Origin of the sequence: Pseudomonas sp. B2021 (genome assembly GCF_018135665.1) — a bacterium.
GTDB lineage: Bacteria > Pseudomonadota > Gammaproteobacteria > Pseudomonadales > Pseudomonadaceae > Aquipseudomonas > Aquipseudomonas lactis.
Window position 1 is genome coordinate 4,637,477 of the sequence record NZ_SMOF01000001.1, and the last position, 23,440, is coordinate 4,660,916.

At 60.8% G+C, this 23,440-nt stretch carries 23 protein-coding genes; 3 read left to right on the forward strand and 20 right to left on the reverse strand.

What is annotated here, in order from left to right:
* The 14 genes from E1K68_RS20790 to E1K68_RS20855 all read right to left on the reverse strand — a co-directional run.
* A partial coding sequence (locus E1K68_RS20790) for a radical SAM protein (protein WP_212614917.1) occupies positions 1 to 476 on the reverse strand: 476 nt, incomplete at its 3' end.
* 139 nt (positions 477 to 615) lie between these two features.
* Positions 616 to 1,281, reverse strand: coding sequence for a TetR/AcrR family transcriptional regulator (locus tag E1K68_RS20795; RefSeq protein ID WP_212614606.1), 666 nt, complete (start codon positions 1,279 to 1,281; stop codon positions 616 to 618).
* A 445-nt stretch (positions 1,282 to 1,726) separates the two neighbouring features.
* Positions 1,727 to 2,512: a TatD family hydrolase gene (locus E1K68_RS20800; protein WP_003189285.1), complete on the reverse strand. Its 786-nt coding sequence runs from the start codon at positions 2,510 to 2,512 to the stop codon at positions 1,727 to 1,729.
* A 62-nt stretch (positions 2,513 to 2,574) separates the two neighbouring features.
* Complete coding sequence (locus E1K68_RS20805; RefSeq protein ID WP_212614607.1) at positions 2,575 to 3,564, reverse strand: DNA polymerase III subunit delta'; 990 nt, start codon at positions 3,562 to 3,564, stop codon at positions 2,575 to 2,577.
* Positions 3,557 to 4,189, reverse strand: coding sequence for a dTMP kinase (gene tmk, locus E1K68_RS20810; RefSeq protein ID WP_212614608.1), 633 nt, complete (start codon positions 4,187 to 4,189; stop codon positions 3,557 to 3,559). Before tmk ends, E1K68_RS20805 begins: the two co-directional genes overlap by 8 nt.
* Before the next feature lie 19 nt (positions 4,190 to 4,208).
* Positions 4,209 to 5,345: an endolytic transglycosylase MltG gene (gene mltG, locus E1K68_RS20815; RefSeq protein WP_003189280.1), complete on the reverse strand. Its 1,137-nt coding sequence runs from the start codon at positions 5,343 to 5,345 to the stop codon at positions 4,209 to 4,211.
* A 1-nt stretch (position 5,346) separates the two neighbouring features.
* Positions 5,347 to 6,162, reverse strand: coding sequence for an aminodeoxychorismate lyase (gene pabC / locus E1K68_RS20820; protein WP_169855584.1), 816 nt, complete (start codon positions 6,160 to 6,162; stop codon positions 5,347 to 5,349).
* Positions 6,162 to 7,406 (reverse strand): beta-ketoacyl-ACP synthase II, encoded by a 1,245-nt coding sequence (fabF, locus tag E1K68_RS20825; RefSeq protein WP_003189277.1) that lies wholly within the window; start codon positions 7,404 to 7,406, stop codon positions 6,162 to 6,164. The genes pabC and fabF overlap by 1 nt, the downstream gene beginning before the upstream one ends.
* A 110-nt stretch (positions 7,407 to 7,516) precedes the next feature.
* On the reverse strand, positions 7,517 to 7,753 hold the full coding sequence (gene acpP, locus E1K68_RS20830; protein ID WP_003175607.1) for an acyl carrier protein: 237 nt from the start codon (positions 7,751 to 7,753) through the stop codon (positions 7,517 to 7,519).
* 191 nt (positions 7,754 to 7,944) lie between these two features.
* Positions 7,945 to 8,688, reverse strand: a complete 744-nt coding sequence (gene fabG, locus E1K68_RS20835; RefSeq protein WP_003189275.1) for a 3-oxoacyl-ACP reductase FabG — start codon at positions 8,686 to 8,688, stop codon at positions 7,945 to 7,947.
* Positions 8,689 to 8,712: 24 nt separating this feature from the next.
* On the reverse strand, positions 8,713 to 9,651 hold the full coding sequence (fabD, locus tag E1K68_RS20840) for an ACP S-malonyltransferase (RefSeq protein WP_212614609.1): 939 nt from the start codon (positions 9,649 to 9,651) through the stop codon (positions 8,713 to 8,715).
* Between the two features lie 126 nt (positions 9,652 to 9,777).
* The gene (gene plsX, locus E1K68_RS20845; protein ID WP_003189271.1) at positions 9,778 to 10,788 is read right to left on the reverse strand and encodes a phosphate acyltransferase PlsX; all 1,011 of its coding nucleotides are present in this window, start codon (positions 10,786 to 10,788) and stop codon (positions 9,778 to 9,780) included.
* 4 nt (positions 10,789 to 10,792) lie between these two features.
* The gene (rpmF, locus tag E1K68_RS20850) at positions 10,793 to 10,975 is read right to left on the reverse strand and encodes a 50S ribosomal protein L32 (protein ID WP_003179396.1); all 183 of its coding nucleotides are present in this window, start codon (positions 10,973 to 10,975) and stop codon (positions 10,793 to 10,795) included.
* A 13-nt stretch (positions 10,976 to 10,988) separates the two neighbouring features.
* Entirely contained in the window at positions 10,989 to 11,519 is a 531-nt protein-coding gene (locus E1K68_RS20855) for a YceD family protein (protein WP_003175611.1), read from the reverse strand.
* 105 nt (positions 11,520 to 11,624) lie between these two features.
* Between E1K68_RS20855 and E1K68_RS20860 the strand changes: the two genes are divergently transcribed.
* Positions 11,625 to 12,203, forward strand: a complete 579-nt coding sequence (locus E1K68_RS20860; RefSeq protein ID WP_212614610.1) for a nucleoside triphosphate pyrophosphatase — start codon at positions 11,625 to 11,627, stop codon at positions 12,201 to 12,203.
* A 130-nt stretch (positions 12,204 to 12,333) separates the two neighbouring features.
* Here the strand turns inward: E1K68_RS20860 and E1K68_RS20865 are convergent, their stop codons facing one another.
* The 3 genes from E1K68_RS20865 to rluC are packed head-to-tail and all read right to left on the reverse strand — an operon-like array spanning position 12,334 to position 14,947.
* A complete protein-coding gene (locus E1K68_RS20865) occupies positions 12,334 to 13,317 on the reverse strand; it encodes a S49 family peptidase (RefSeq protein ID WP_003189267.1) in 984 nt (327 codons plus the stop codon).
* Between the two features lie 21 nt (positions 13,318 to 13,338).
* Positions 13,339 to 14,001 carry an HAD-IA family hydrolase gene (locus E1K68_RS20870; RefSeq protein WP_003189266.1) on the reverse strand — a complete coding sequence of 221 codons (663 nt, stop codon included), beginning with the start codon at positions 13,999 to 14,001 and terminating at the stop codon, positions 13,339 to 13,341.
* The gene (gene rluC, locus E1K68_RS20875) at positions 13,988 to 14,947 is read right to left on the reverse strand and encodes a 23S rRNA pseudouridine(955/2504/2580) synthase RluC (protein WP_212614611.1); all 960 of its coding nucleotides are present in this window, start codon (positions 14,945 to 14,947) and stop codon (positions 13,988 to 13,990) included. The genes E1K68_RS20870 and rluC overlap by 14 nt, the downstream gene beginning before the upstream one ends.
* A 766-nt stretch (positions 14,948 to 15,713) precedes the next feature.
* On the opposite strand from rluC, the gene rne reads away from it, so the two are divergent.
* Entirely contained in the window at positions 15,714 to 18,878 is a 3,165-nt protein-coding gene (gene rne / locus E1K68_RS20880; protein ID WP_212614612.1) for a ribonuclease E, read from the forward strand.
* Positions 18,879 to 19,089: 211 nt separating this feature from the next.
* On the opposite strand, the gene E1K68_RS20885 is transcribed toward rne, so the two are convergent.
* The 3 genes from E1K68_RS20885 to E1K68_RS20895 all read right to left on the reverse strand — a co-directional run bounded on the left by E1K68_RS20885 (position 19,090) and on the right by E1K68_RS20895 (position 22,125).
* On the reverse strand, positions 19,090 to 19,677 hold the full coding sequence (locus E1K68_RS20885) for a nucleotidyltransferase family protein (RefSeq protein WP_003189260.1): 588 nt from the start codon (positions 19,675 to 19,677) through the stop codon (positions 19,090 to 19,092).
* Entirely contained in the window at positions 19,674 to 20,660 is a 987-nt protein-coding gene (locus E1K68_RS20890; protein WP_003189259.1) for an XdhC family protein, read from the reverse strand. The genes E1K68_RS20885 and E1K68_RS20890 overlap by 4 nt, the downstream gene beginning before the upstream one ends.
* A gap of 133 nt (positions 20,661 to 20,793) precedes the next feature.
* Entirely contained in the window at positions 20,794 to 22,125 is a 1,332-nt protein-coding gene (locus tag E1K68_RS20895) for a dicarboxylate/amino acid:cation symporter (RefSeq protein ID WP_003189258.1), read from the reverse strand.
* Positions 22,126 to 22,463: 338 nt separating this feature from the next.
* Here E1K68_RS20895 and E1K68_RS20900 point away from each other — a divergent pair.
* Positions 22,464 to 23,440, forward strand: a 977-nt coding sequence (locus tag E1K68_RS20900; protein WP_212614918.1) for an AraC family transcriptional regulator, incomplete at its 3' end; no start/stop codon positions are given.

Genomic DNA, 23,440 nt, shown 5'->3' on the forward strand with positions numbered 1-23,440 from the left:
GGCACCATGTTGACCTTGATCTTGATCCCGGCAGCACTGGCCTGATCCATGCCATCGAGCACCGTGGCCAGGTCGCCGCCACGGGCGATGCTGCGGAAAGCGTCGGCATCCAGAGTGTCGAGGGAGACATTGATGCGCCGAATGCCGGCAGCCACCAGCAACGGCAGTTTGCGCGCCAGCAGTTGGCCGTTGGTGGTCAGGCTGATGTCGCTCAGGCCCATCTGCCCTACCGCGCCCATGAAGGCTTCCAGCTTGGGGCTGACCAGCGGCTCACCGCCAGTAATGCGCAAGCGCTCGATACCCGCCGCTTCGATCAGGTAAGCCACGCCCCGGGCCATGGCTTGGGCCGACAGTTCATCCTGGGCAGCCACCAGCCGCTTGCCGTCGGGCACGCAATAGGTACACGCATAGTTGCAGGCTGAAGTCAGGCTGATCCGCAAATTGCGAAAACGCCTGCCTTGACGATCAACGATCATGGATCACTCCGGCAGAGGATAATTCGGGCGCGCTAAAAGCTGACTCATAACTCAGCTTTTAGCAAGGTCCTTGCCTGAGTATATTCCTGGGTTACTGCGCCTGGCAGCAAATCATTGCGCCATCACTGTGGCGAATAACTTACGTGGCAGGGGTTTCGCCGCTCTTCTCGACGCCCGGCAGTTCCGGGCTGTGCTTGCGCTTGTTGCCCATGCGCACGCCGATGTCCATCAGGAATTGGAAGAAACCTTCCTGATCTTCCAGCACATTGCTCCAGAATGGCGAGTGGTACAGCGCCACAGCGCCATGCACCAGGGCCCAGGCGGCGCAGTAGTGGAAATACGGAGGCACGTCTTCAAGCTTGCCTTCGCTGATACGGCCCTTGATCAGCAGGGTCAGTCGTTCGAAGTTCGAGGCGCGGATCTTGTGCAGTTCCTCGACCATCTCCGGCACTTGGTGACCTTTGACCACCTTCTCTTCCAGGCGGTCGAACAGGCGATAGCGCTGCGGGTCACGCATGCGGAACTCGAAGTAAGCGCGGGACAGGGCTTCCTTGTCTTTGTCGACATCGGCCGAGTGCAGCAACTCGTTCAAATCGCGCTCGTAGTCGAGCATCAGGCGCAGGTAGATTTCGGCCTTGGACTTGAAGTGTTTGTAGATCGTGCCTTTGCCGATACCCACGGCATCCGCAATCATCTCGACGGTGACGCTGTCTTCACCTTGTTCGAGGAACAGCTTGAGCGCGGTGTCGAGAATTTCCTGCTCACGGCGGCGAAACTCACGGACCTTACGGGGTTCTTTGTGCATGAGGAAGAGTCTGCAAAGGTCGGAAATAGGGAGGGTTGCGCAGCGCCATGGATACGTGGCGATACGATTTACCCGATGCGAGGGATTATCCCGACTGAACGGTCGTTGGGCAATGTCTATGTGAACCCGCCAGGCACATAACTTTCAATGCGCCAACGATTTCGTGGTTATCAGTCAGAAATAATACGCAACATCTGAACCCGCCCATCAGCGCAATGAGAACTCAAGCGAAGGCGGCGTATTCCAAATCTGTTTAAAAAACGATCAATCACGACTGGACTGAATGGGATAGTGGTCAATACTTCAACTGTCGGCGCGACATCTCCCCCAAGTGACGCGTCGACCTGGGTACCGACGGACTGCGTGCCCTTGTTTTACTCCTAATGGTCTTAGCCCGGATTCACCCCCCAGAACCCGGGTTTTTTTTGCCTGCGATTCGGCCGCTTTAACCTGCTACGTGAGCCAGCGGGAACAGGCGCTTGAAGTTTTCAGTGGTCTGCTCGGCAAAACGCTCGTAAGGCTCACCGCGCAGCATCGCCAGGTAATCAGCCACGTCACGTACATATTCGGGCAGGTTCGGTTTGCCGCGATGGGGGATGGGTGCCAGGTACGGCGAGTCGGTTTCCACCAACAGGCGGTCGGCAGGCACCTGGCGGGCCACATCGCGCAGCGCGTCGGCATTGCGGAAGGTGACGATGCCCGACAGGGAAATATAGAACCCCAGGTCCAGGGCCGCCTTGGCCATGTCCCAGTCTTCGGTAAAGCAATGAAGCACGCCAGCCTGCGGCAACGCGGCTTCACGCAGCAAGGCCAGGGTATCGGCACGGGCGCCTCGGGTATGGACAATCACCGGCTTGCGCGTCTGCTGGGCGGCTTGCAGGTGCAGGCGGAACGAGGCCTGTTGCAACTCGGCAGCTTCAGGCTCGTAGTGGTAGTCCAGGCCGGTTTCGCCAATAGCCACGACCCGCGGGTGGTTGAGTTCACCCAGTAACCAATCGAGCGCCGGGGCTTCGCCAGGCTTGAGGTCAAGCGGGTGAATGCCCACCGAGCAATCGACGTCGGCGTAGCGATCAGCCAGGGCTTTGACGTCGGCGGCGTTGTCGGCGCTGACGCCAATGCACAGGAAGTGCCCTACCCCACGCTGGCGGGCAGCTTCAAGGGCGGCGTCGAGGGAGCCGCCGTGCTGGGCAAGGTCGAGGCGATCAAGGTGGCAATGGGAATCTACGAGCATAGGAATCAGGGCTTAAGTCACAAAAGAGGTAGGGCCAACGATACACCCGTCGGCCACGGAATTTAACGGCGCCCGAGCAGGCCTACCCACTGCACCAGCAATGCCTCGAGCAACAGCACGCGGTTGAGGTTGGCCTTGCCGAGGACTTTCTGACGCTGGGCGAGGATCCAGTCCTGGATGTTGAGCACTTTGTCCTGGGCACTTTTTTGCGCCAGGTATTGCACGACCTTGCGCATATCCGCCAGGCCCAGGCCGCTCTCATCCTGGGTAAGCTGATAGCGCAGGATCAGGCTGGACCAGTCGCAGAACCAGTCGAACAGCAGCAACAGCGGAATGTCCTTCCAGGCGCTTTCGGCCAGTTGCGTGGCGGACAGTTCCTGCTTGAGCAGTTTCTTCACGCCATCCACGACCAGTGCACGCTGTTCGCGCACGCCCTGGGCCTGCAGCTTCACTGCCGCCAAAGGCGAACCGGCCGCCAGGGTCAGCAACTCGCCGCGTTCTTCCGCGCTGCATTCCGGCAAGGCCTGCGCCAGCCATTGCAGGCTCATGGCTTCGCTGGGCAACGGGCAAGCCTGCTGCACGCAACGGCTGCGAATGGTCGGCAACAAGCGGCTGGACTGGTGGCTCACCAGCAACAGCACGGTATCGCCGGACGGCTCTTCAAGACTTTTGAGCAAGGCGTTGGCCGCGTTGATATTCATCGCCTCGACCGGCTCGATCAGTACCACTTTGCGCCCGCCCATCTGCGCGGTCTGCACCACGAAGCTGACCAGGTCGCGCACCTGGTCGACCTTGATGGCCTTATCCGCTTCCTCGGGTTCCAGCACATAGTTGTCCGGGTGACTACCAGCCTTGAGCAACAGGCAGGACTTGCACTCGCCACACGCCTCCAGATTGACCGGGCGTTGGCACAACAGGCGGCCCATCAGGCGTTCGGCGAGGTGGCGTTTACCGATGCCCACTGGACCATGCAGCAGATAGGCGTGGGCATGCTGGGCGCGCCCCGCCAGTTGCTGCCAGAGTCCGTCCTGCCACGGGTAGGACTCAGCCACGGTTACGCTCCAACAGGGTGGGCAACAGCGCGTCGATGGACTGTTGCACCTGGCTCAGCGGCTGGGCGGCGTCCAACAGGTAATAACGTGCGGGCTCAGCCTTGGCGCGCTGCAGGAAGGCACTGCGCACCGCATCAAAAAAGCCCTGGTCTTCCAACTCGAAGCGATCCAGGCGACCTCGCGCCCTGGCGCGGGCCATGCCCACTTCCACCGGCAGGTCGAACAACAGGGTCAGGTCGGGGCGCAGATCGCCTTGCACGAAGGTTTCCAGGGTGGCGATGCGCTCCATGGACAAGCCCCGCCCCCCGCCCTGGTAGGCGTAGGTGGAATCCGTGAAACGATCGCAGATCACCACGGCACCCCGCGCCAGGGCTGGGCGAATCACTTCGGCCAAGTGCTGGGCCCGGGCGGCAAACACCAGGAGCAACTCGGTGTCCGCGTTCATCGGCTCGTCACCCGGGGCCAGCAGGACTTCACGGATGCGCTCAGCCAAAGGCGTACCGCCCGGCTCACGGGTCAGCACCACCTCGATGCCCTGCGCACGCAGGCGCTCGGCCAGGTAGTCACGGTTAGTGCTTTTGCCGGCGCCTTCCGGGCCTTCCAGGGTAATAAACAAGCCAGTCACAGGCAGTCCTTAGTCAGAGTCATTGCGGGCTTTGCGGCGCGGTAGTGTCCGGCGCGGGCTCGATCGGTGCGTCGGGGGTGGGTGCATCGCTGGAAGGTGCCGAATCTTCCAGCGGTTTCACCACCGGGGCCGGGCTGGAACGGTAATCGGCACGGCGCTTGAGCTGGAACTCACGCACGGCGGCATTATGCGCATCCAGGTTATCCGAGAAAATATGGCTGCCATCGCCACGGGCGACGAAATACAGGCTGCTGCCCGGCACCGGGTTCAACGCGGCATGGATCGCCTCGCGGCCGACCATCGCGATGGGCGTAGGCGGTAGGCCGGCGACCATGTAGGTGTTGTAGGGGTTGGCTTCCTTGAGGTGGGCCCGGGTCAATTTACCGTTGTAGCGCTCACCCAGGCCGTAGATCACGGTGGGGTCGGTCTGCAGCAGCATACCGATCTTCAGGCGACGCACAAACACACCGGCAATCTGCCCGCGCTCCTGGGGCACACCGGTCTCCTTTTCCACCAGCGACGCCATGATCAGCGCTTGGTAAGGGTCGGTGTAGGGCGCGTCGGCAGCCCGCTTGCTCCACTCCTGGGCGAGTACATCGTCCAGGCGGTTGTAGGCTTTTTTCAGGAATTCGACATCGGTCATGCCGCGAACAAAACGGTAGGTGTCGGGGAAGAACCGCCCCTCAGGAAACACACCTGGGTGGCCGAGCTTATCCATCACTTCGCTGTCCGTCAGGCCCGCCAGGGTCTGCACGATCTTTTCATGCTTGGCCAGGGCGGTGCGCACCTGACGGAAATTCCAGCCCTCCACCAAGGTCAGGCTGTACTGCACCACTTCGCCGCGCTGCCACAGGCCGATCAAACCCTCAGCGGTAAGGCCCGGACTCATGCGGTACTCACCGCTGTGCAGCGGCTGGCCTTCGAGGTTGAAGCGCCAGTACAGGCGCAGCCAAAAGGCATCGTCGAGCACGCCGTCGGCTTCCAGACGATTGAAGGTGCCCGTCGGCGTAGCGCCAGCGGGTACGTCGAGTAACTGCTCCTGAGGCAGCTTCAGGGGCTGCTTGAGGGCAGAGTCGAGTTTCCAGGCCGAAAAGCCCACGAGCAACGCCGCCGAGACCAGGCTGATCTGCAGCAGTAACACCAGTTTTCGTATCAACTCAAATATCCAATAACGCGCGAACAATGCCCTGCAGTTTACGGGTGAGCGGCCCAACCGGCCAGCTCATCGCAGCGCAGCCACGCACCGGCCAAATGCCATATACGCTGTTGCAGACGAAGACTTCATCGGCCTGTTGCAATTGCTCAATACTGATGTCGGCCACGGCCACCGGGACGCCCAGCGCTTGTGCCTGGGCCAGCACTTCGGCGCGCATTACGCCGGCAACGCCACAACGGCTCAGATCAGCGGTTAGTAACAAGCCGTTGCGCACTAGGAAAAGGTTGCTGAATATGCCTTCGATCACCCGACCAGACATGTCCAGCATCAGGCCTTCGGCATGTTCGGTATCTTGCCATTCGGCACGCGCGATCACCTGCTCCAAACGATTGAGGTGCTTGATACCGGCCAGCAGCGGCTGCTGCGCCAAACGCGTGGCACACGCAAACAGGCGCACGCCTTCGACTTCATGAGTGGGTGGGTAAACAGCGGGCGCACTGCCCTGCAAGATGCGGCGCACCGGCGCGCCAGGGTTGATGCCATAACCGCGCAAGCTGTCGCCACGGGTAAGGATCAATTTGAGAATCCCGTCGCCAAGGGCAGTGGCGAAGGTCAGCACTTCGTGGCGAATCAACCCGTGATCCACCGCCAATGCCAAACGCCTGCAACCCTCTTCCAGGCGTTGCAGGTGGCGGTCGAGCAGCAACGGCTGCCCGGCCTTGACGGCGATGGTCTCGAACACCCCATCGCCATACGCCAGGCCGCGATCTTTCAGGGGCACGTTGTCCGCTGGCTGACCGTCGACCCAGCTGTGCATCACTCGGCGAACCGGCGGAACACCAGGGAACCGTTGGTGCCACCGAAACCGAAGGAGTTGGAAATCGCCACGTCGATCGGCATGGGTTGCGCTTCGTGGGGCACGAAGTTCAGGTCGCAGCCTTCGTCAGGCTCGTCAAGGTTGATGGTCGGCGGAGCGACCTGATCCCTGATTGCCATAACACTGAAGATCGCCTCGACCGCGCCCGCCGCACCCAACAGGTGGCCGGTCATGGACTTGGTGGAGCTGACTGCCAGCTTGTAGGCATGCTCACCGAACACCGACTTGATGGCCTCGGCTTCCGCCAGGTCGCCAGTCGGGGTCGAAGTGCCATGGGCGTTGATGTACTGCACCTGGTCGGGATTGACCTTCGCATCGCGCAGGGCATTGGTGATGCAACGCGCAGCACCCGCTCCGTCGGACGGCGGTGAGGTCATGTGGTAGGCGTCACCGCTCATGCCAAAACCGATCAGTTCAGCGTAGATGGTGGCGCCACGCGCCTTGGCGTGCTCCAACTCTTCAAGCACCAGCGCACCGGCACCGTCGGACAGCACGAAGCCGTCACGGCCTTTGTCCCACGGACGGCTGGCACGGGTCGGCTCGTCATTGCGGGTCGACAGCGCACGGGACGCGCCGAAGCCGCCCATGCCCAGGCCGCACGCGGCCATTTCGGCGCCGCCGGCGATCATCACGTCAGCTTCGTCGTACGCGATGTTGCGTGCCGCCATGCCAATGCAGTGGGTGCCGGTGGTGCACGCCGTGGCGATTGCGTAGTTAGGTCCCTGTGCCCCCAGGTGGATGGACAGGAAGCCGGAAATCATATTGATGATCGAGCCCGGTACGAAGAACGGTGAAATTCGACGTGGGCCAGTCTCATGCAGCGTACGGCTGGTTTCTTCGATATTGGTCAGACCGCCAATACCCGAACCCATGGCCACGCCGATGCGGTCACGGTTGGCGTCGGTGACTTCCAGGCCAGCGTTACGCACCGCCTGAAAACCGGCAGCCAGGCCGTACTGAATGAACAGGTCGAGCTTGCGGGACTCTTTGATCGAGAGATATTCCTCGACATTGAAGCCCTTTACCGAGCCGCCAAAACGGGTGGAATAGGCAGAAAGGTCCGTGTGTTCGATCAGACCAATACCACTGCGGCCAGCCAGAATGCCCTCCCAACTGCTCGGCACATCCGTACCCAGTGGCGACAACATACCCATACCGGTGACTACGACGCGTCTACGCGACACAGCACTCTCCTTTTTCTAATGACGACACTTTTCATCGCCGCTAAAGAAAAAACCGCACGCCGTTACAGCAGTGCGGTTTTTCCCTGACAGCAAGCGACGACTACAAACTATTACGCCTGGTGGCTAGTAACGTAGTCGATGGCAGCTTGAACAGTAGTGATTTTTTCAGCTTCTTCGTCCGGGATTTCGGTCTCGAATTCCTCTTCCAGAGCCATCACCAGCTCAACGGTGTCAAGGGAATCGGCACCCAGGTCTTCTACGAAGGAAGCAGTGTTGACCACTTCTTCTTCCTTAACGCCCAGTTGCTCGGCGACGATTTTCTTGACGCGCTCTTCGATGGTGCTCATACCTTGTTTAACTCCTAATGGACAAATTCAGGCAGCTGGCCAGTGGGTAAGTGTATAGAAAGCCATTTCAGCTTTTCAACTGAAAGCTTCACCCTGTACCCGGTCGGCCACCTGCCTATAAATTAAGTTGCAGCTTTATAACGGATTTTAGACAGCTCGTATGACATTTTTTTGAAGCGATCCGTCACAATTTAACTCATGTACATCCCGCCGTTAACCGGGATTGTAGCCCCAGTCACGTATGCCGCACCGTCAGATGCCAGGAAAGTGACCACATTCGCGATCTCTTGGGCCTGGCCCAGACGGCCCAGCGGAATCTGCGTCAGCAAGGCTTCGCGCTGTGCTTCCGGCAGTTCGCGGGTCATATCGGTGTCGATGAACCCAGGGGCCACCGAGTTGACCGTAATCGACCGCGAGCCGACTTCACGCGCCAGTGCGCGGCTGAAACCTTCCAGGCCGGCCTTGGCAGAGGCATAGTTTACTTGGCCTGCGTTGCCCATGGCACCCACTACGGAGCCAATATTGATAATTCGACCCCAACGCGCCTTGGTCATGCCGCGCAAAACGCCCTTGGACAGGCGAAACAGACTGTTCAGGTTGGTATCGACCACGTCGTACCACTCGTCGTCTTTCATGCGCATCATCAGGTTGTCACGGGTGATCCCGGCGTTATTCACCAGGATAGCCGGCGCACCGAACTGAGCAGTGATCTGGGCCAGTACGGCAGCCACGGACTCATCGCTGGTCACATTCAGTTCAAGACCGGTGCCTTGCACGCCGTTTTCCTTCAAGGTCGCGGCGATACGCTCGGCGCCCGAGGCGGAGGTGGCGGTGCCGATCACAACGGCGCCCTGACGGCCCAGCTCCAGGGCGATGGCCTGGCCAATGCCACGGCTTGCGCCGGTAACCAGTGCAACTTTACCTTGCAGACTCATGCAGGCTTCTCCTAAGTACGGGATTCAGGCCAGTGCCGCGCGAGCGGCAGCGAAGGCTTCAGGGGTATTGAGGTTGGCGGTCGACACACCGTCGGCGCAGCGCTTGTTCAAGCCGGCCAGGACTTTGCCCGGGCCGCACTCGACCAGTTCGGTGGCACCGTTGGCGGCCAGGGTCTGGACCGATTCAACCCAGCGCACCGGCTTGTACAGTTGCTCCAGCAGGTCGCGCTTGAGGGTGTCGAGGTCGGCGGCCACGGCCGCGCTGACGTTCTGCACCAGCGGGATCTGCGGCGCCTGCCAGTTGATGGCCGCGATAGACTCGGCAAAACGCTCGGCAGCCGGGCGCATCAGTTCGCAGTGGGACGGTACGCTCACCGGCAATGGCAACGCTCGCTTGGCGCCACGGCCCTTGCAACCTTCGATGGCACGCTCGACAGCCGCCTTGGCGCCGGCGATCACCACCTGGCCTGGGGAGTTGAAGTTCACCGCGCTGACTACTTCGCCTTGCGCCGCTTCGGCGCAGGCCTCGATCACCACCGCGTCGTCCAGGCCCAGAATAGCGGCCATGCCGCCCTGCCCGGCCGGAACGGCTTCTTGCATCAGTTGACCACGACGCTCGACCAGCTTGACCGCTTCAGCCAAGGTCAGGCTGCCCGCAGCCACCAGGGCGCTGTACTCGCCCAGGCTGTGACCCGCGACGAATGCAGGGCGGGCGCCGCCTTCTGCCAGCCACAAGCGCCACAGGGCGATCGAGGCGGTCAGGATGGCCGGCTGGGTTTTATCGGTTTGGTTGAGCAGCGCTTCCGGCCCTTGCTGGGTCAGTGCCCACAGGTCGTAACCCAGGGCGTCGGAAGCTTCCTTGAAGGTGTCCAGGATCAGCGGAAATTGCGCGCCCAGCTCGGCCAACATGCCGAGGGACTGCGAACCCTGCCCTGGAAAGACGAATGCGAGGGATGTAGACATGTAACAAGCCCCTAATGATCTGGTCGTCAAAAATGCTCGCGCCTACGGTGGGAGCGAACGAAACTGACAGATTGGATGGTCAATTGAACTGGCCGGTCACATTTAAGCACTCCCGGGCCAATTCGCCTAAGGCAACAGATCCTCAAGACGGCCGTGCAAGCGTTGCGGCAGGTTCTCTTGAATCTCGATCAGGGCCCGCGCAATTGCACTTTGAAAGCCCAGCACACCGGCCGAACCGTGGCTTTTCACCACAATACCCTGCAAGCCAAGAAAGCTTGCACCGTTGTGCCGTGCCGGCGCCAAGTCGGCCTGCAGGCGTCGCATCAGGGGCAGCGCGAGGGCACCCACCATACGTGACGCCAGGTTGCGCTTGAACAAAGCTTCAATACGCGTGGCAATCATAGTTGCCAGGCCTTCGCTGGACTTGAGCAGGATATTACCGACAAAGCCGTCGCACACCACCACGTCAGCTTCGCCGCGGTACAAACCATCACCCTCGACAAAGCCGATGTAGTTCAAACCCCGCGCGCCTTGCAACAAGGTGGCGGCAAGCTTGACCTGCTGGTTGCCCTTGATGTCCTCGGTACCGATATTCAGCAGGGCCACCCTGGGTCGGGCTACGCCGAGCGCCTCGGCGGCCACCGAACCCATTATGGCGAACTGCAACAGGTGCTCGGCGCTGCAATCGACATTGGCGCCCAGGTCCAGCAGTTGGCAATAGCCCTTCTGCGTCGGGATCGCCGCCACCATGGCCGGCCGATCAATACCCGGCAAGGTTTTGAGCACATGCCGCGACAAGGCCATCAACGCGCCCGTGTTGCCGGCACTGACACAGGCTTGCACCTTGCCATCACGCAACAACTCAAGGGCCACCCGCATTGAAGAATCGGGTTTGCCACGCAGGGCAACCGCCGGCTTTTCATCCATGCCAATGGTTTCGCTGGCTGGCGTAATCGTCAGGCGCGCGCGATCCACCGCCGGATGGCTGGCAATCAGTTCTTCAAGTAGGGAGGGTTGACCGACGAGGGTCAGGTGCAGCGAGGGCGTGGCAGACAGGCTGGCAATGCAGGCCTGAACAATGCTGCGGGGACCGAAGTCCCCGCCCATTGCGTCAATCGCGATGACTTGAGCAGACAAGTGATTACTCGTCAGCGCCCTTGTCGATCACTTTACGGCCACGGTATACGCCTTCTGGCGATACGTGGTGACGCAGGTGAACTTCACCAGTGGTCTTTTCCACAGACAGGGTGCTAGCCTCGAGAGCGTCGTGCGAACGGCGCATGTCACGGGCGGAGCGGGATTTTTTGTTCTGCTGAACAGCCATAATTGATTAACTCCTAAACGTTTGGGTCACGCTTTAACTGCGCCAATACACTGAACGGGTTGGACCGCGTTACCTCGTCCTCGCTCGGCTCGGCCTCGTCATCGAGACCCTCCGGCTGCTGGCATTCTTCCGGATGATGAGCAGGCACAATGGGCAAGGCGAGCAAAAGCTCCTCCTCGATCAGTGCATGCAGATCCAATGGATCTTCGCCCAGTTCCAGCACGTCATAACCTTTCGGCAACGACTGGGTATTCGCACCCTCTTTCACCACAGCATAACTGCATTCGCTGTGGATCGGCAGGGTGACCAGCTCAAGACAACGCTGGCAAACCATTTTGACTTCGGTGTCGATAACGCTGTGGATTACCACAGATTTACGTTCATCTCGTTCAAAAACGAATTTCGCCTGCACCGTACCGACAGTGTCGGAAAGCGGGTCGCAGAGTCTCTCCAAATCGGCCAGCAGCACTTCACCTTGAAGGGTGGTGCCACGATCAGCCAATTTGCGCGGGTCAACGTGAGGTGGAATCGGGTCATTCAACATAGGCGCAGCATTATAGGGATGCACCCGGCCATGTCAAAGGAAATTCAGCCCTGTGCGTCAGCCGGTCACGTCGCTAGAATCGGCGACTGCCTTGAGGAGACGTATATGCTGCCTTTATTACTCGCGTCCAGCTCGGTCTATCGCCGGGAATTACTGAGCCGCCTGCACCTGCCATTCACCTGCAGCTCGCCGGATATCGACGAAAGCCACCGCCCGGATGAGTCCGCCATCGAACTGGTCAAGCGCCTGGCCGAGCAAAAAGCCCGTGCCCTCGCCGCCAGCCATCCGGGCCATTTAATCATTGGCTCGGATCAGGTCGCTGCACTGCAAGGCCGAATCATCGGCAAGCCCCACACCTTCGAAAACGCCCGCGAGCAACTGCTGGCCGCCAGCGGCAAGCGCGTGAGCTTCCTTACTGGCCTGGCACTGCTCAACAGCGAGACTGGGCACTGCCAGGTGGACTGCGTGCCGTTCACAGTACACATGCGCGAACTGGATGCAGAACGTATTGAGCGCTACCTGCGGATCGAGCAGCCTTATGACTGTGCGGGCAGTTTCAAGGCAGAAGGGCTTGGTGTGAGCTTGTTCCAGAGCACTGAGGGACCGGATGCGACTAGCCTGGTTGGGCTGCCACTGATTCGACTGGTAGACATGCTGCTGACCGAAGGCGTACAGATCCCTTGAAACCTTCGTAAAACAATGTGGGAGCTGGCTTGCCTGCGATAGCGGTGTACCAGGCGACACTTATATTGACTGATCCATCGCTATCGCGGGCAAGCCAGCTCCCACAGTTTTCTACACCAAGCTTGGAATTTCAGCGCAGGGATGGCCCCTGGAAGCCCATGTACAGCGCCAATTTCTCCGCCACACTGGCACCGAGCTTCTTGGAGAAGCGATCAAACGGCGATTCCTCAACCGTAAAATCCACCAACTCCTTCTCACCCACCACATCCCGCGCCACCGAACTGGCACTGCCCAGGCCATCGATCAGGCCCAGCGGCAACGCCTGTTCACCCGACCAGACCAGGCCGGAGAACAGCTCTGGATGGTCTTTATCCTTCAGACGATCCCCACGGCCCTGCTTGACGCTGGCGATGAACTGACGATGAGTAGTGTCGAGAACGCCCTGCCAGAACGCGGTTTCATCCGCCTTCTGCGGCTGGAAAGGATCGAGGAACGACTTGTGCTCACCCGAGGTGTAGGTGCGACGCTCTATCCCCAGCTTCTCCATAGCACCGACAAAACCGTAACCGGCCGCGGTCACACCAATAGAACCCACCAGGCTGGCCTTGTCGGCATAGATCTGGTCTGCGGCACTGGCAATGTAATAGGCGCCCGAGGCACCCAGGTCGGAGATCACGGCATAGAGCTTGGTATCCGGATGCAAGGCGCGCAGACGACGAATCTCGTCATACACATAGCCCGACTGCACCGGGCTGCCGCCTGGGCTGTTGATACGCAGGACCACGCCTTTGACCTTGGGGTCCTCAAAGGCCGCGCGCAGGCTGGTGACGATATTGTCGGCACTGGCGGGCTCCTTGTCGGCAATCACGCCGCGCACCTCGATCAAGGCGGTGTAATGACTGCCGCGGGTGGCGCTCTTTTCCATGTCCATCAGCGGGCTGAACAGCGCCAGCATCCCAAGCAGGTACACAAAGGTCAGCAGCTTGAAGAAAATCCCCCAGCGCCGCGAACGCCGCTGTTCCTGGACGCTGGCCAGGAGGGTCTTTTCCAGCAGCTTCCAGCTTTTATCATCACTGCTCTCGGCCTTTTCAGGCGCTTTCCACTCGTCACTCATGCCATCAACCCCAGCAAAGACTTATCGGGCCCGGCTGAGCCAGGCCTGCAGTTCGGAAAAATGATCAATCGTCAGTTTCGGTTCGTATTGCTGCAATGCCTCGGCAGACTGGGCGCCGTAGCTGACGGCGACGCTGTCCATGCCCGCATTGCGCGCCATCATCAGGTCGAAAGACGCATCGCCCACCATCAATGCCTCACGTGGCTTTACGCCACAGTGCGCAAGGATCTGCTCCAGCATCAACGGGTGGGGCTTGCTGGCGGTTTCATCCGCAGCGCGGGTGATATCAAAGTAATCTTCCCAGCCGTGGGCCTTGAGCACACGGTCCAGGCCGCGACGAGCCTTGCCGGTGGCGACCGCCAGGTGATACCCCAGGGCACGAAACGCTTCCAGCGATTGCACCACGCCTTCAAACAGCGGCGAAGGCGTAGCTTCCAGCGCGATGTAGTGGTCGGCGTAGTGCTCGCGAAACGCTACCAGCTCGGCGTCGCTGATGTCGGGGTACAGGGTGCGAATGGCTTCAGGCAAGCCCAGGCCGATAATGCCCTTGACTGCCAGGTCCGTGCACAACTCATAGCCCGAGCGGGTCGAGGCCATGTGCATGGACTCGACGATGCGGCCAATGGAATTGGCCAGCGTCCCGTCCCAATCGAAGATCAGCAGCTTGTAGTCAAGATGCGACACTCAAACGCTCCACGGTCTTGGCCCACATTTCATCGACCGGCGCCTGCAGTTTCAGCTCGCCGCCATCGGGCAGCGGCACGGTGAGCATGTAGGCGTGCAGGAAAAGCCGCTTACCGCCCAGATCGCGAATTTCCTTGGAGAAATCCTCGTCGCCGTACTTGGTGTCACCGGCGATGCAGTGACCTGCATGCAGGGTGTGCACCCGAATCTGGTGGGTGCGCCCGGTCACCGGCTTGGCCTCGACCATGGTGGCAAAGTCCCCGAAGCGGCGCAGCACCTTGAACAGGGTCAGGGCTTCTTTGCCCTCCTCATCCACTTCGACCATGCGCTCGCCGGAGCGCAGGTTGCTCTTTTGCAACGGCGCACGCACGCTCTTGATCGAGCTGGCCCAGTTGCCGCGCACCAGCGCCATGTAGCGTTTGTCCACGCCATCGCCACGCAGGGCGGTGTGCAGATGGCGCAACATGCTGCGCTTCTTGGCGATCATCAGCAGGCCAGACGTGTCGCGGTCCAGGCGATGAACCAACTCCAGCTCCTTGCAATCGGGGCGCAACTGACGAAAGGCTTCGATCACGCCGAAGTTCAAGCCACTGCCACCGTGAACCGCAATGCCACAGGGCTTGTTGATCACGATCAGCTTGTTGTCTTCGAACACAATCGACGCTTCCAGGCGCTGCAACAGGCCTTGGGCCAGCGGCACCGGCTCGTCGCGCTCAGGCACGCGCACGGGCGGCACACGGACGATATCGCCCGCCTGCAGCTTGTATTCAGGCTTGATGCGCCCCTTGTTCACGCGCACTTCGCCTTTACGCAAGATGCGGTAAATCAAGGTCTTGGGCACGCCTTTGAGCCTGGCCAGGAGAAAATTGTCGATGCGTTGGCCGGCATATTCCGGCGAGACCTCAAGCAGCTGGACGCTGGGGGTCGGGGGGGCGGTAGTCGTCATGGCGGCGATGATAACAATTTTTTATGGAATTGAAGCACTTAATCATTACTGCTATAGTCGCGAACGCCGCCAAAAGCGGCCTGGACAGAGGACATGCGGCAAACTGCCGGCCCTGACCATCGCAATTCATCAGGACGCGAGGCCGTCCTACGGGGCTTTCGCCACCCAGGAAGGCTCAAGATTGTAACAAGCGCAGGTGACATGAGGCCTGAAGCGAGTGCAGAAAGCAGAGTGAATACTCGCCTTTTGCGCCGATATTTACGGCCAGTTCACAAAGTGCAGTCAGTTTTGAGCCAGACCATGGCGAATGCTTCGGAAACAACGCCTGTTAAGAGCTGAGTGAGAGCGCAACCGCCCACACCTAGTCTTGTTTAGCCATGAGCGTGGACTCCCCATTGGAGTACACGGTAAATGCCAACCCGCTGCGGATTCTGCGCGCGGCAGCACCCGAATTATCAGGGATACGTGTAGGGTGGAGATGCACAACCGTCGGACTGTGTAGCACTAGGCTTGTTTTAGACGCTTCATCTCGTCCACAGTCGCCGGTTGATTCCTCCTCCTGACCTTAGCTTTTGTTGAAGTGGTGCCTTTGTCACCACCGCTAACGAGCAGGACGCGTCCGTCGCGATACCGGCCCAATTGGCCGATTTTGCTGGACACTGGAGTGGCCAACCACTCTTGACGCACCTGACACCGACCGTGAGAAGTCGTGTGTGCCGAACGCCGTTTCCGGCAGCCCGGAAACCGACGGTACAACATGAAAAGAATGCTGATTAACGCAACTCAACCCGAAGAGTTGCGTGTTGCACTGGTAGATGGCCAGCGCCTCTACGACCTGGACATCGAATCCGGTGCACGCGAGCAGAAAAAGGCCAACATCTATAAAGGCCGTATCACTCGCATCGAACCAAGCCTTGAGGCTGCCTTTGTCGATTTCGGCTCCGAGCGCCACGGCTTCCTGCCCCTAAAAGAAATCTCCCGCGAATACTTCAAGAAAGCCCCCGAAGGCCGCGTGAACATCAAGGACGTCCTGAGCGAAGGCCAGGAAGTCATCGTCCAGGTCGAGAAAGAAGAACGTGGCAACAAGGGCGCGGCCCTGACCACCTTCATCAGCCTCGCCGGTCGTTACCTCGTACTGATGCCGAACAACCCACGTGCCGGCGGTATTTCCCGTCGCATCGAAGGCGAAGAGCGCAACGAACTGCGTGAAGCGCTGAACGGCCTGATCGCACCGGCCGACATGGGCCTGATCGTGCGCACTGCCGGCCTTGGCCGCAGCAGCGAAGAAATGCAGTGGGACCTCGACTACCTGCTGCAACTGTGGACCGCTATCAAAGAAGCGTCCCTGGATCGTTCCGCGCCGTTCCTGATCTACCAGGAAAGCAACGTGATCATCCGCGCCATCCGCGACTACCTGCGCCAGGACATCGGCGAAGTGCTGATCGACAGCGTTGAAGCCCAGGACGAAGCCCTGACCTTCATTCGCCAGGTAATGCCGCAGTACGCCAGCAAGATCAAGCTGTACGAAGACAGCGTGCCACTGTTCAACCGTTTCCAGATCGAAAGCCAGATCGAGACCGCCTTCCAGCGCGTGGTCGAACTGCCTTCCGGCGGCTCCATCGTGATCGACCCGACCGAAGCCCTGGTGTCCATCGACATCAACTCGGCGCGTGCGACCAAAGGCAGCGACATCGAAGAAACCGCCCTGCAGACCAACCTGGAAGCGGCTGAAGAAATCGCCCGCCAGCTGCGCCTGCGTGACATCGGCGGCCTGATCGTGATCGACTTCATCGACATGACCCCGGCCAAGAACCAGCGCGCCGTGGAAGAAAAAGTCCGCGAATGCCTGGAAGCTGACCGTGCCCGTGTACAGGTCGGCCGCATTTCGCGCTTCGGCCTGCTGGAAATGTCCCGTCAGCGCCTGCGTCCGTCCCTGGGCGAGAGCAGCGGCATCGTCTGCCCGCGTTGCAACGGCACCGGCATCATTCGTGACGTTGAATCGCTGTCCCTGGCGATCCTGCGCCTGATCGAAGAAGAAGCCCTGAAAGACCGTACCGCCGAAGTTCGCGCACAAGTGCCGATTCCGGTTGCAGCCTTCCTGCTCAACGAAAAACGCAACTCGATCACCAAGATCGAACTGCGCACCCGTGCCCGTATCGTCATCCTGCCGAACGATCACCTCGAAACGCCGCACTTTGAAGTCCAGCGCCTGCGTGATGACAGCCCGGAAGCCCACAGCGGCCAGTCCAGCTATGAAATCGCCGCAGCTGCCGCCGAAGTCGAAGAAGTCCAGCCAGCCGCTGCGACCCGCACCCTGGTTCGCCAGGAAGCGGCCGTGAAGACTGCGCCGGCCCGCGCCAACGCACCGGTACCGACCGAAGCTGCCGCCCCGGTTGCCACGCCGGCCGCCCTGCCTGAGCCAAGCCTGTTCAAGGGCCTGGTGAAGTCGCTGGTCAGCCTGTTCGCCACCAAGGAAGAGCCTGCTGCCCCGGTTGTGGTTGAAAAACCTGCCACCGAGCGCCCGGCGCGCAATGAAGAACGTCGCAACGGTCGCCAGCAGAGCCGTAACCGCAATGGCCGCCGTGACGAAGAGCGCAAGCCTCGCGAAGAACGTGCCCCGCGCGAAGACCGCGCACCACGTGAAGAGCGTGCGCCTCGCGAAGCCCGTGAAGACACCCCGACCGTAGCCCGTGAAGAACGTGCACCGCGTGAAGAGCGCGCCCCACGTACCCCACGTGCTCCACGTGAAGACCGCAAGCCACGTGGCGAGCGTGAAGAACGTGTGCGTGAACTGCGCGAGCCTCTGGACGCGGCACCTGCCGTTGCCGTTGCCGCTGCCGCTGCCGCTGCCGCAGCCGTTACCGCCGAAGAACGCCCGGCCCGCCAGCCGCGTGAAGAGCGCGCCCCCCGTGAAGAGCGCCAACCGCGCCCGCCACGTGAAGAGCGTCAACCACGCGCCGAGCAAGCCGCTGCCGCCAGCGAAGAAGAAGTACTGACCGGCGAAGAGCAACTGCAGGAAGACGGCCAGGACAACGCCGAAGGCGATCGTCCACGCCGCCGCTCCCGTGGCCAGCGTCGTCGCAGCAACCGTCGTGAGCGTCAGCGTGATGCCAACGGCAACGTAATCGAAGGTTCGGAAGAAACCGGCGAGAACGCAGAAACTGCCAACAACGAGCCAACAGGCGCCGAACTGGCTGCCGGCTTAGCCGTTACCGCTGCCGTTGCCAGCTCGGTCATCAGCGCCCCCGCTGAAGCCCAGGCCCACGAGCAAGCCGAACGCGCTACCGCTGCTGTCGAAGACACCGTTGCCGTAGAAACGCCAGCCGCCGAAACCCCAGCGGTCGAAGCGCCGGTTGTTGAAGCGCCAGTGGTTGAAGCCACAACCCCTGTCGAAGCCCCAGTGGTTGCGGAAGTGGAAGTTGCCCCGGTTCGCGATGCACAGCCAGAAACCGAAGCGGTTGCCGTTGAACCAGCTCCATCGGTTGAGCCTCAGCCAGTAGTCGAAGCGGCTGCAGAAGCTCCGGTGGTCGAAGAAGCAGCCCCGGCCGTGCGTGAAGTTCGCGAAGAACAGACCGCCTTCCAGTGGACCGCCGAACCGGCTGCCCCGGTTGAAGCGCCAGCACCTGCCCCAGTGGTAGAAGAAGCGCCGGCACCGGTTGCCGAAGTCGTCGCCGAGCCAGCCCCTGTGGTTGAGCCGACGCCGGTGGCGGAGCCTGCGCCCGTGGTTGAAGTTGAAGCCCCGGTGGTTGCCGAAGTGGCCGCCCCTGTGGTTGAAGCTGCACCTGCCAGCGCCCTTACCGAAAATGGCCGTGCCCCGAACGACCCGCGTGAAGTGCGTCGTCGCCGCAAGGAAGCCGAAGCAGCTGCCGCAGCGGCTGCCCAGGCGGTAGAGCACAAGGCCGTGGAAGAAGAGCCTAAACCCCTCGTCTGATTCCATCCGCCACTAAAAAGCCCCGCCTGAGCAATCAGGCGGGGCTTTTTTTGCAAAAGATTCGAACACACGGCTGTTCAAGTGCGGGAGGGGCTTGCCCTAATGCCTGTAGGAGCGAGCTTGCTCGCGAAAAACTCACAGGCCCGGCGTTCATTCAGGAAGCACGCTTTATCATTGACGTTTCTCGCGAGCAAGCTCGCTCCTACAGGTATTAGCGCTCGACGCTGAAACTCAACCGTTGCGGCACGTCCACATCCCATAGCACCCCAGGATCATCCACCTGTACGCCCCGCACCTGTGCTTGTGCAAACAAAGGCTTCGCGCCACGGTCCCCGGTCAACGCCATCAATGCAGGCCCGAATACACGACCAAAAGCCACCGGATGCCCATACTGCCCGGCATGCACAGGTACTGTGATGTTTTCCGGATCGGCCAGCACACGCTCGATCGTCGCGGATCGAATAAACGGCATATCACCCAACACCACTAGCCAGCCATCCGCCGAGGCGCTGGCCGCAACGGCAGCGGCAATGCTGTCGCCCATACCGGCCGATTCCAACAGCAGGACCTTGCAACCGTGCGCGTCAGCTAAACGAATCACCTCATGGCGCTCCGGTGAGGTCACCACCCAGCGTTCAACAAGCGTCGCGGGCAGGTTAACCAGCACCTGCTCGATGACCGGCCGGATAACGCCATCCAGCCCCACGCAAGCAGCCAGTAACTTGTCTTGATCCGCCCCGGCTTCGGCGCGAAAGCGACTGCCCTGCCCCGCTGCCAACACAATCGCTGTAACGGTCACTGCGCCGCTACCGCCAGGGGCTTTTTCTGCATCGGTGCCACCCCGTTCTTGATCGCAACAATTTCCGCCATCAGCGACAGCGCAATTTCCGCCGGCGTATGGCTGCCGATGTGCAGGCCGATCGGCCCGTGCAAACGCGCGATGGCCTCCGCCGACAAGCCCAGCGCAGCCAGGTTCTCCCGACGCTTCTGGGTATTGACCCGCGAACCCAGGGCGCCGATATAGAACGCCGTGGAGTTCAGCGCCGTCAGCAACGCCATGTCATCCAGACGTGGATCGTGGGTGAGGCAGACAATGGCCGTGCGTTCATCGGTATGAATATTCAACACCGCCTCGTCGGGCATGCCCGGCACAAAGCGGCCATGCTGGTCTTCCCAGCCGTAGACGAACTCTTCGCGGGGGTCGCAGATCAGCACTTCGAAATCCAGCAGACGTGCCATTTCCGCTACGTAACGCGACAGCTGCCCGGCGCCGATCAACAGCAGGCGCCAGCGCGGGCCATAGATGGCGCGCAAGCGTTCACCGTCGAAGCTCACCACGTCGGTCTTGCTGGCGGCGCTCAAGGTCACCTCGCCGGTGGCCAGGTTCAGCTCGCGAGCGACAATCTGATGATCTTCACAACGCGCCAGCAGCGCTTCGACCCAACCCCACTCCTCCACGCGCTCCTCGGTGAGCCGCAGGGTGCCGCCGCAGGGCAGGCCAAAACGTGCGGCCTCATCGCGTGTGACGCCGTAGGTCACCAACTGCACGGGCGGGCCATCAGCAGGCAAGCGGCCGTCCTGCAGGCGCGCGATCAAGTCATCCTCGATGCAACCGCCCGACACCGAGCCAATCACCACACCATCACCGCGCAGGGCCAGCATCGCCCCCGGCGGGCGCGGCGCGCTGCCCCAGGTTTGCACCACGCTGTACAACATCACGCGCTGCCCGGCGCGGCGCCATTGCAGCACGCTGCGCAGGACGTTCAGATCCACACTGTCCATCAGGCCTCCGGTAAGTACTGTCGCGCTCACTGTAAACCAAAAATATCCGTTGTATCCCGCCAGAAACGCAAACGCCCCGAACCAGTCGGGGCGTTTGCCGATAGCGTTGGCGTCAGTTCACGCCAGCAGCCACTTACTTGACGACAGGCGCCGGGCCTTCAGCCACGCCCAGGTCATCGAGTTCGCGGGTTTCGGAGATACCGGTACCGCCAGACGCCAGCTCGCTTTGCAGCTTGTCGGTGTCCAATTCCTTGACCCACTTGGCCACAACGATGGTGGCAACTGCGTTACCCACCAGGTTGGTCAGCGCACGGGCTTCGGACATGAAGCGGTCGATACCCAGGATCAGCGCCAGGCCGGCAACTGGCAGGTGGCCGACGGCCGACAGGGTGGCAGCCAATACGATGAAACCCGAACCGGTCACGCCAGCCGCGCCTTTGGACGACAGCAGCAACACCAGCAGCAGGGTGATCTGGTGGGTGATGTCCATGTGGGTGTCGGTCGCCTGAGCGATGAACACGGCCGCCATGGTCAGGTAGATCGACGTACCGTCGAGGTTGAAGGAGTAACCGGTTGGAATCACCAGGCCGACCACGGATTTCTTCGCGCCCAGGCGTTCCATCTTGATCAGCATACGCGGCAGTGCGGATTCCGAAGAAGAGGTGCCCAGTACGATCAGCAGTTCCTCACGGATGTAGCGGATCAGCTTCAACACGCTGAAACCGTGAGCGCGGCAGATAGCGCCCAGCACCAGCACCACGAACAGGATGCAGGTGATGTAGAAGCAGATCATCAATTGGCCCAGTTGCACCAGCGAACCTACACCGTAGGCGCCGATGGTGAACGCCATGGCACCCAGGGCACCGATTGGCGCGAGCTTCATGATCATGTTGATGATGTTGAACATCACGTGGGCGAAGCGATCGATGAAGTCCAGCACCGGCTTGCCATAGGCACCCAGGCGGTGCAGGGCGAAACCGAAGATCACCGAGAACATCAGCACTTGCAGGATGTCGCCATTGGCGAACGCGCCGACGATGGTGTTCGGGATGACGTTGAGGATAAAGCCCACGATGCTCTGGTCTTTACCGGCGGTGACGTAGGCCGCCACTTTGGAAGCATCCAGGGTCGCGACGTCGATGTGCATGCCGGCGCCCGGCTGCACCACGTTGACCACGACCAGGCCAATCAGCAGAGCGATAGTGGAAACGATTTCGAAGTAGAGCAGCGCGTAGCCGCCGGTCTTGCCCACCGACTTCATGCTTTGCATGCCAGCGATGCCGCTGACCACGGTACAGAAGATGATCGGGGCGATGACCATTTTGATCAGCTTGATAAAGCCGTCACCCAGTGGCTTGAGGGCCACGCCGGTCTGCGGGTAGAAGTGGCCGAGCAAGATACCGATAACGATTGCGACGATCACCTGGAAATACAGGGATTTGTAGATTGGCTGACGAGTCGTCATTGCAAAGTTCCTCAATCGTCCCGTGTGGCAAATATCCGCCATTGCCCACGGCACTTGAATTGCGAACCCTCCTGCACTGGAGGGATTTGTTGTTTGCCAAGCCTGTAGGAACAAGCCTGCGCTGTAATCCCTATCGCAAACAGCGTGCCACTTTGCTTAAACGCGCTGAAGGCCTTTAGACATCAGGGCTTGGGTTTTACGGGCGACTCCGAGGCGTGCAACAAGGTGGCGGATTTCCGCCCACTCACCCTGTCTCGTCCTACAATTTGGCGGATATCCGCCTTGTCGCCCCGCCGGGTGATGGCTACCATCCGCCACTCCATGGATGAGGCCCTCGCATGCGTGAACGTACCATCGCCAGCCATTACGCCCGAGCGGCCCTCGGCGGTGCGCGCCGAGTCGGTTTTGACTACTCGGGGGTGTTGCACCAGGTGGGCATTACCCCAGAACTGCTGACCGAGCCGCGCGCCCGCATCGCTCCAGAACAATTTACCCGCTTGTTGCAAATGCTCTGGCTGGGGCTGGATGACGAATACCTGGGGTTTGCCGAAGGGCCGAGCAAACGTGGCACTTTTGCCATGATGTGCCACGCGCTGATTCATTGCCGCACGCTGGAAAAGGCGCTGGAGCGCGGCTTATTGTTTTATAGCCTGTTCCCGCAAGGCCCGCGCTGGCAGCTGACGAAAGAAGGCGACATGGCGCGCCTGAGCCTGGACGACTCGCAGCTATGGGACCCGGACCACTTTCTCAGTGAATGCCTGCTGGTGATCTGGCATCGGCTGGGCAGTTGGTTGATCGGCCAGCGTATCCGGCTGCAGCAGGCCACCTTCAGTTACCCGATGCCGGCCCATGCCGGTGAATACGACCTGCTGTTCCCCTGCCCCCAGGTGTTCGGTGCGCCGACCAGCAGCCTGGTGTTTCCCAGCCGCTACCTGAGCCTGCCGCTGTTGCAGGATGAACGCACCCTCAAGCACTTCTTGCAGCGCTCCCCTGCCGACTTGTTATCCAGGCCGGATGAAGGCGACAGCCTGAGCAGCCAGCTGCGCCGCCTGCTGAGCCGCGACCGCACACCCTGGCCAGACCTGGAAGCCGTCGCCCAGCACTTGCACATCAGCCCACAGACCCTGCGCCGGCATCTGCGCGAAGAAGGCACGAGTTTTCAGGCATTGAAGGATGAGTTACGCCGGGATATCGCCATTTACCACTTGGGGCGGGCGGATTTGTCTTTGCAGGAGATCGCCGAACAATTGGGGTTTTCCGAACCATCGGCGTTTCATCGGGCGTTCAAGAAGTGGACGGGGTTGACGCCGGGGGC

Excerpts from the sequence above, each read along its gene's own strand:
- acpP (WP_003175607.1), bottom strand. The coding sequence starts at position 7,753 with ATGAGCACCATCGAAGAGCGCGTCAAGAAAATCGTCGCCGAGCAACTG.
- pabC (WP_169855584.1), bottom strand. The coding sequence starts at position 6,162 with ATGCACAGCTGGGTCGACGGTCAGCCAGCGGACAACGTGCCCCTGAAA.
- E1K68_RS20895 (WP_003189258.1), bottom strand. The coding sequence starts at position 22,125 with ATGACGACTCGTCAGCCAATCTACAAATCCCTGTATTTCCAGGTGATC.
- E1K68_RS20860 (WP_212614610.1), top strand. The coding sequence starts at position 11,625 with ATGCTGCCTTTATTACTCGCGTCCAGCTCGGTCTATCGCCGGGAATTA.
- rne (WP_212614612.1), top strand. The coding sequence starts at position 15,714 with ATGCTGATTAACGCAACTCAACCCGAAGAGTTGCGTGTTGCACTGGTA.
- E1K68_RS20890 (WP_003189259.1), bottom strand. The coding sequence starts at position 20,660 with ATGGACAGTGTGGATCTGAACGTCCTGCGCAGCGTGCTGCAATGGCGC.
- E1K68_RS20795 (WP_212614606.1), bottom strand. The coding sequence starts at position 1,281 with ATGCACAAAGAACCCCGTAAGGTCCGTGAGTTTCGCCGCCGTGAGCAG.
- E1K68_RS20855 (WP_003175611.1), bottom strand. The coding sequence starts at position 11,519 with ATGTTGAATGACCCGATTCCACCTCACGTTGACCCGCGCAAATTGGCT.
- fabD (WP_212614609.1), bottom strand. The coding sequence starts at position 9,651 with ATGTCTACATCCCTCGCATTCGTCTTTCCAGGGCAGGGTTCGCAGTCC.
- rpmF (WP_003179396.1), bottom strand. The coding sequence starts at position 10,975 with ATGGCTGTTCAGCAGAACAAAAAATCCCGCTCCGCCCGTGACATGCGC.
- E1K68_RS20800 (WP_003189285.1), bottom strand. The coding sequence starts at position 2,512 with ATGCTCGTAGATTCCCATTGCCACCTTGATCGCCTCGACCTTGCCCAG.
- E1K68_RS20865 (WP_003189267.1), bottom strand. The coding sequence starts at position 13,317 with ATGAGTGACGAGTGGAAAGCGCCTGAAAAGGCCGAGAGCAGTGATGAT.
- fabG (WP_003189275.1), bottom strand. The coding sequence starts at position 8,688 with ATGAGTCTGCAAGGTAAAGTTGCACTGGTTACCGGCGCAAGCCGTGGC.
- rluC (WP_212614611.1), bottom strand. The coding sequence starts at position 14,947 with ATGACGACTACCGCCCCCCCGACCCCCAGCGTCCAGCTGCTTGAGGTC.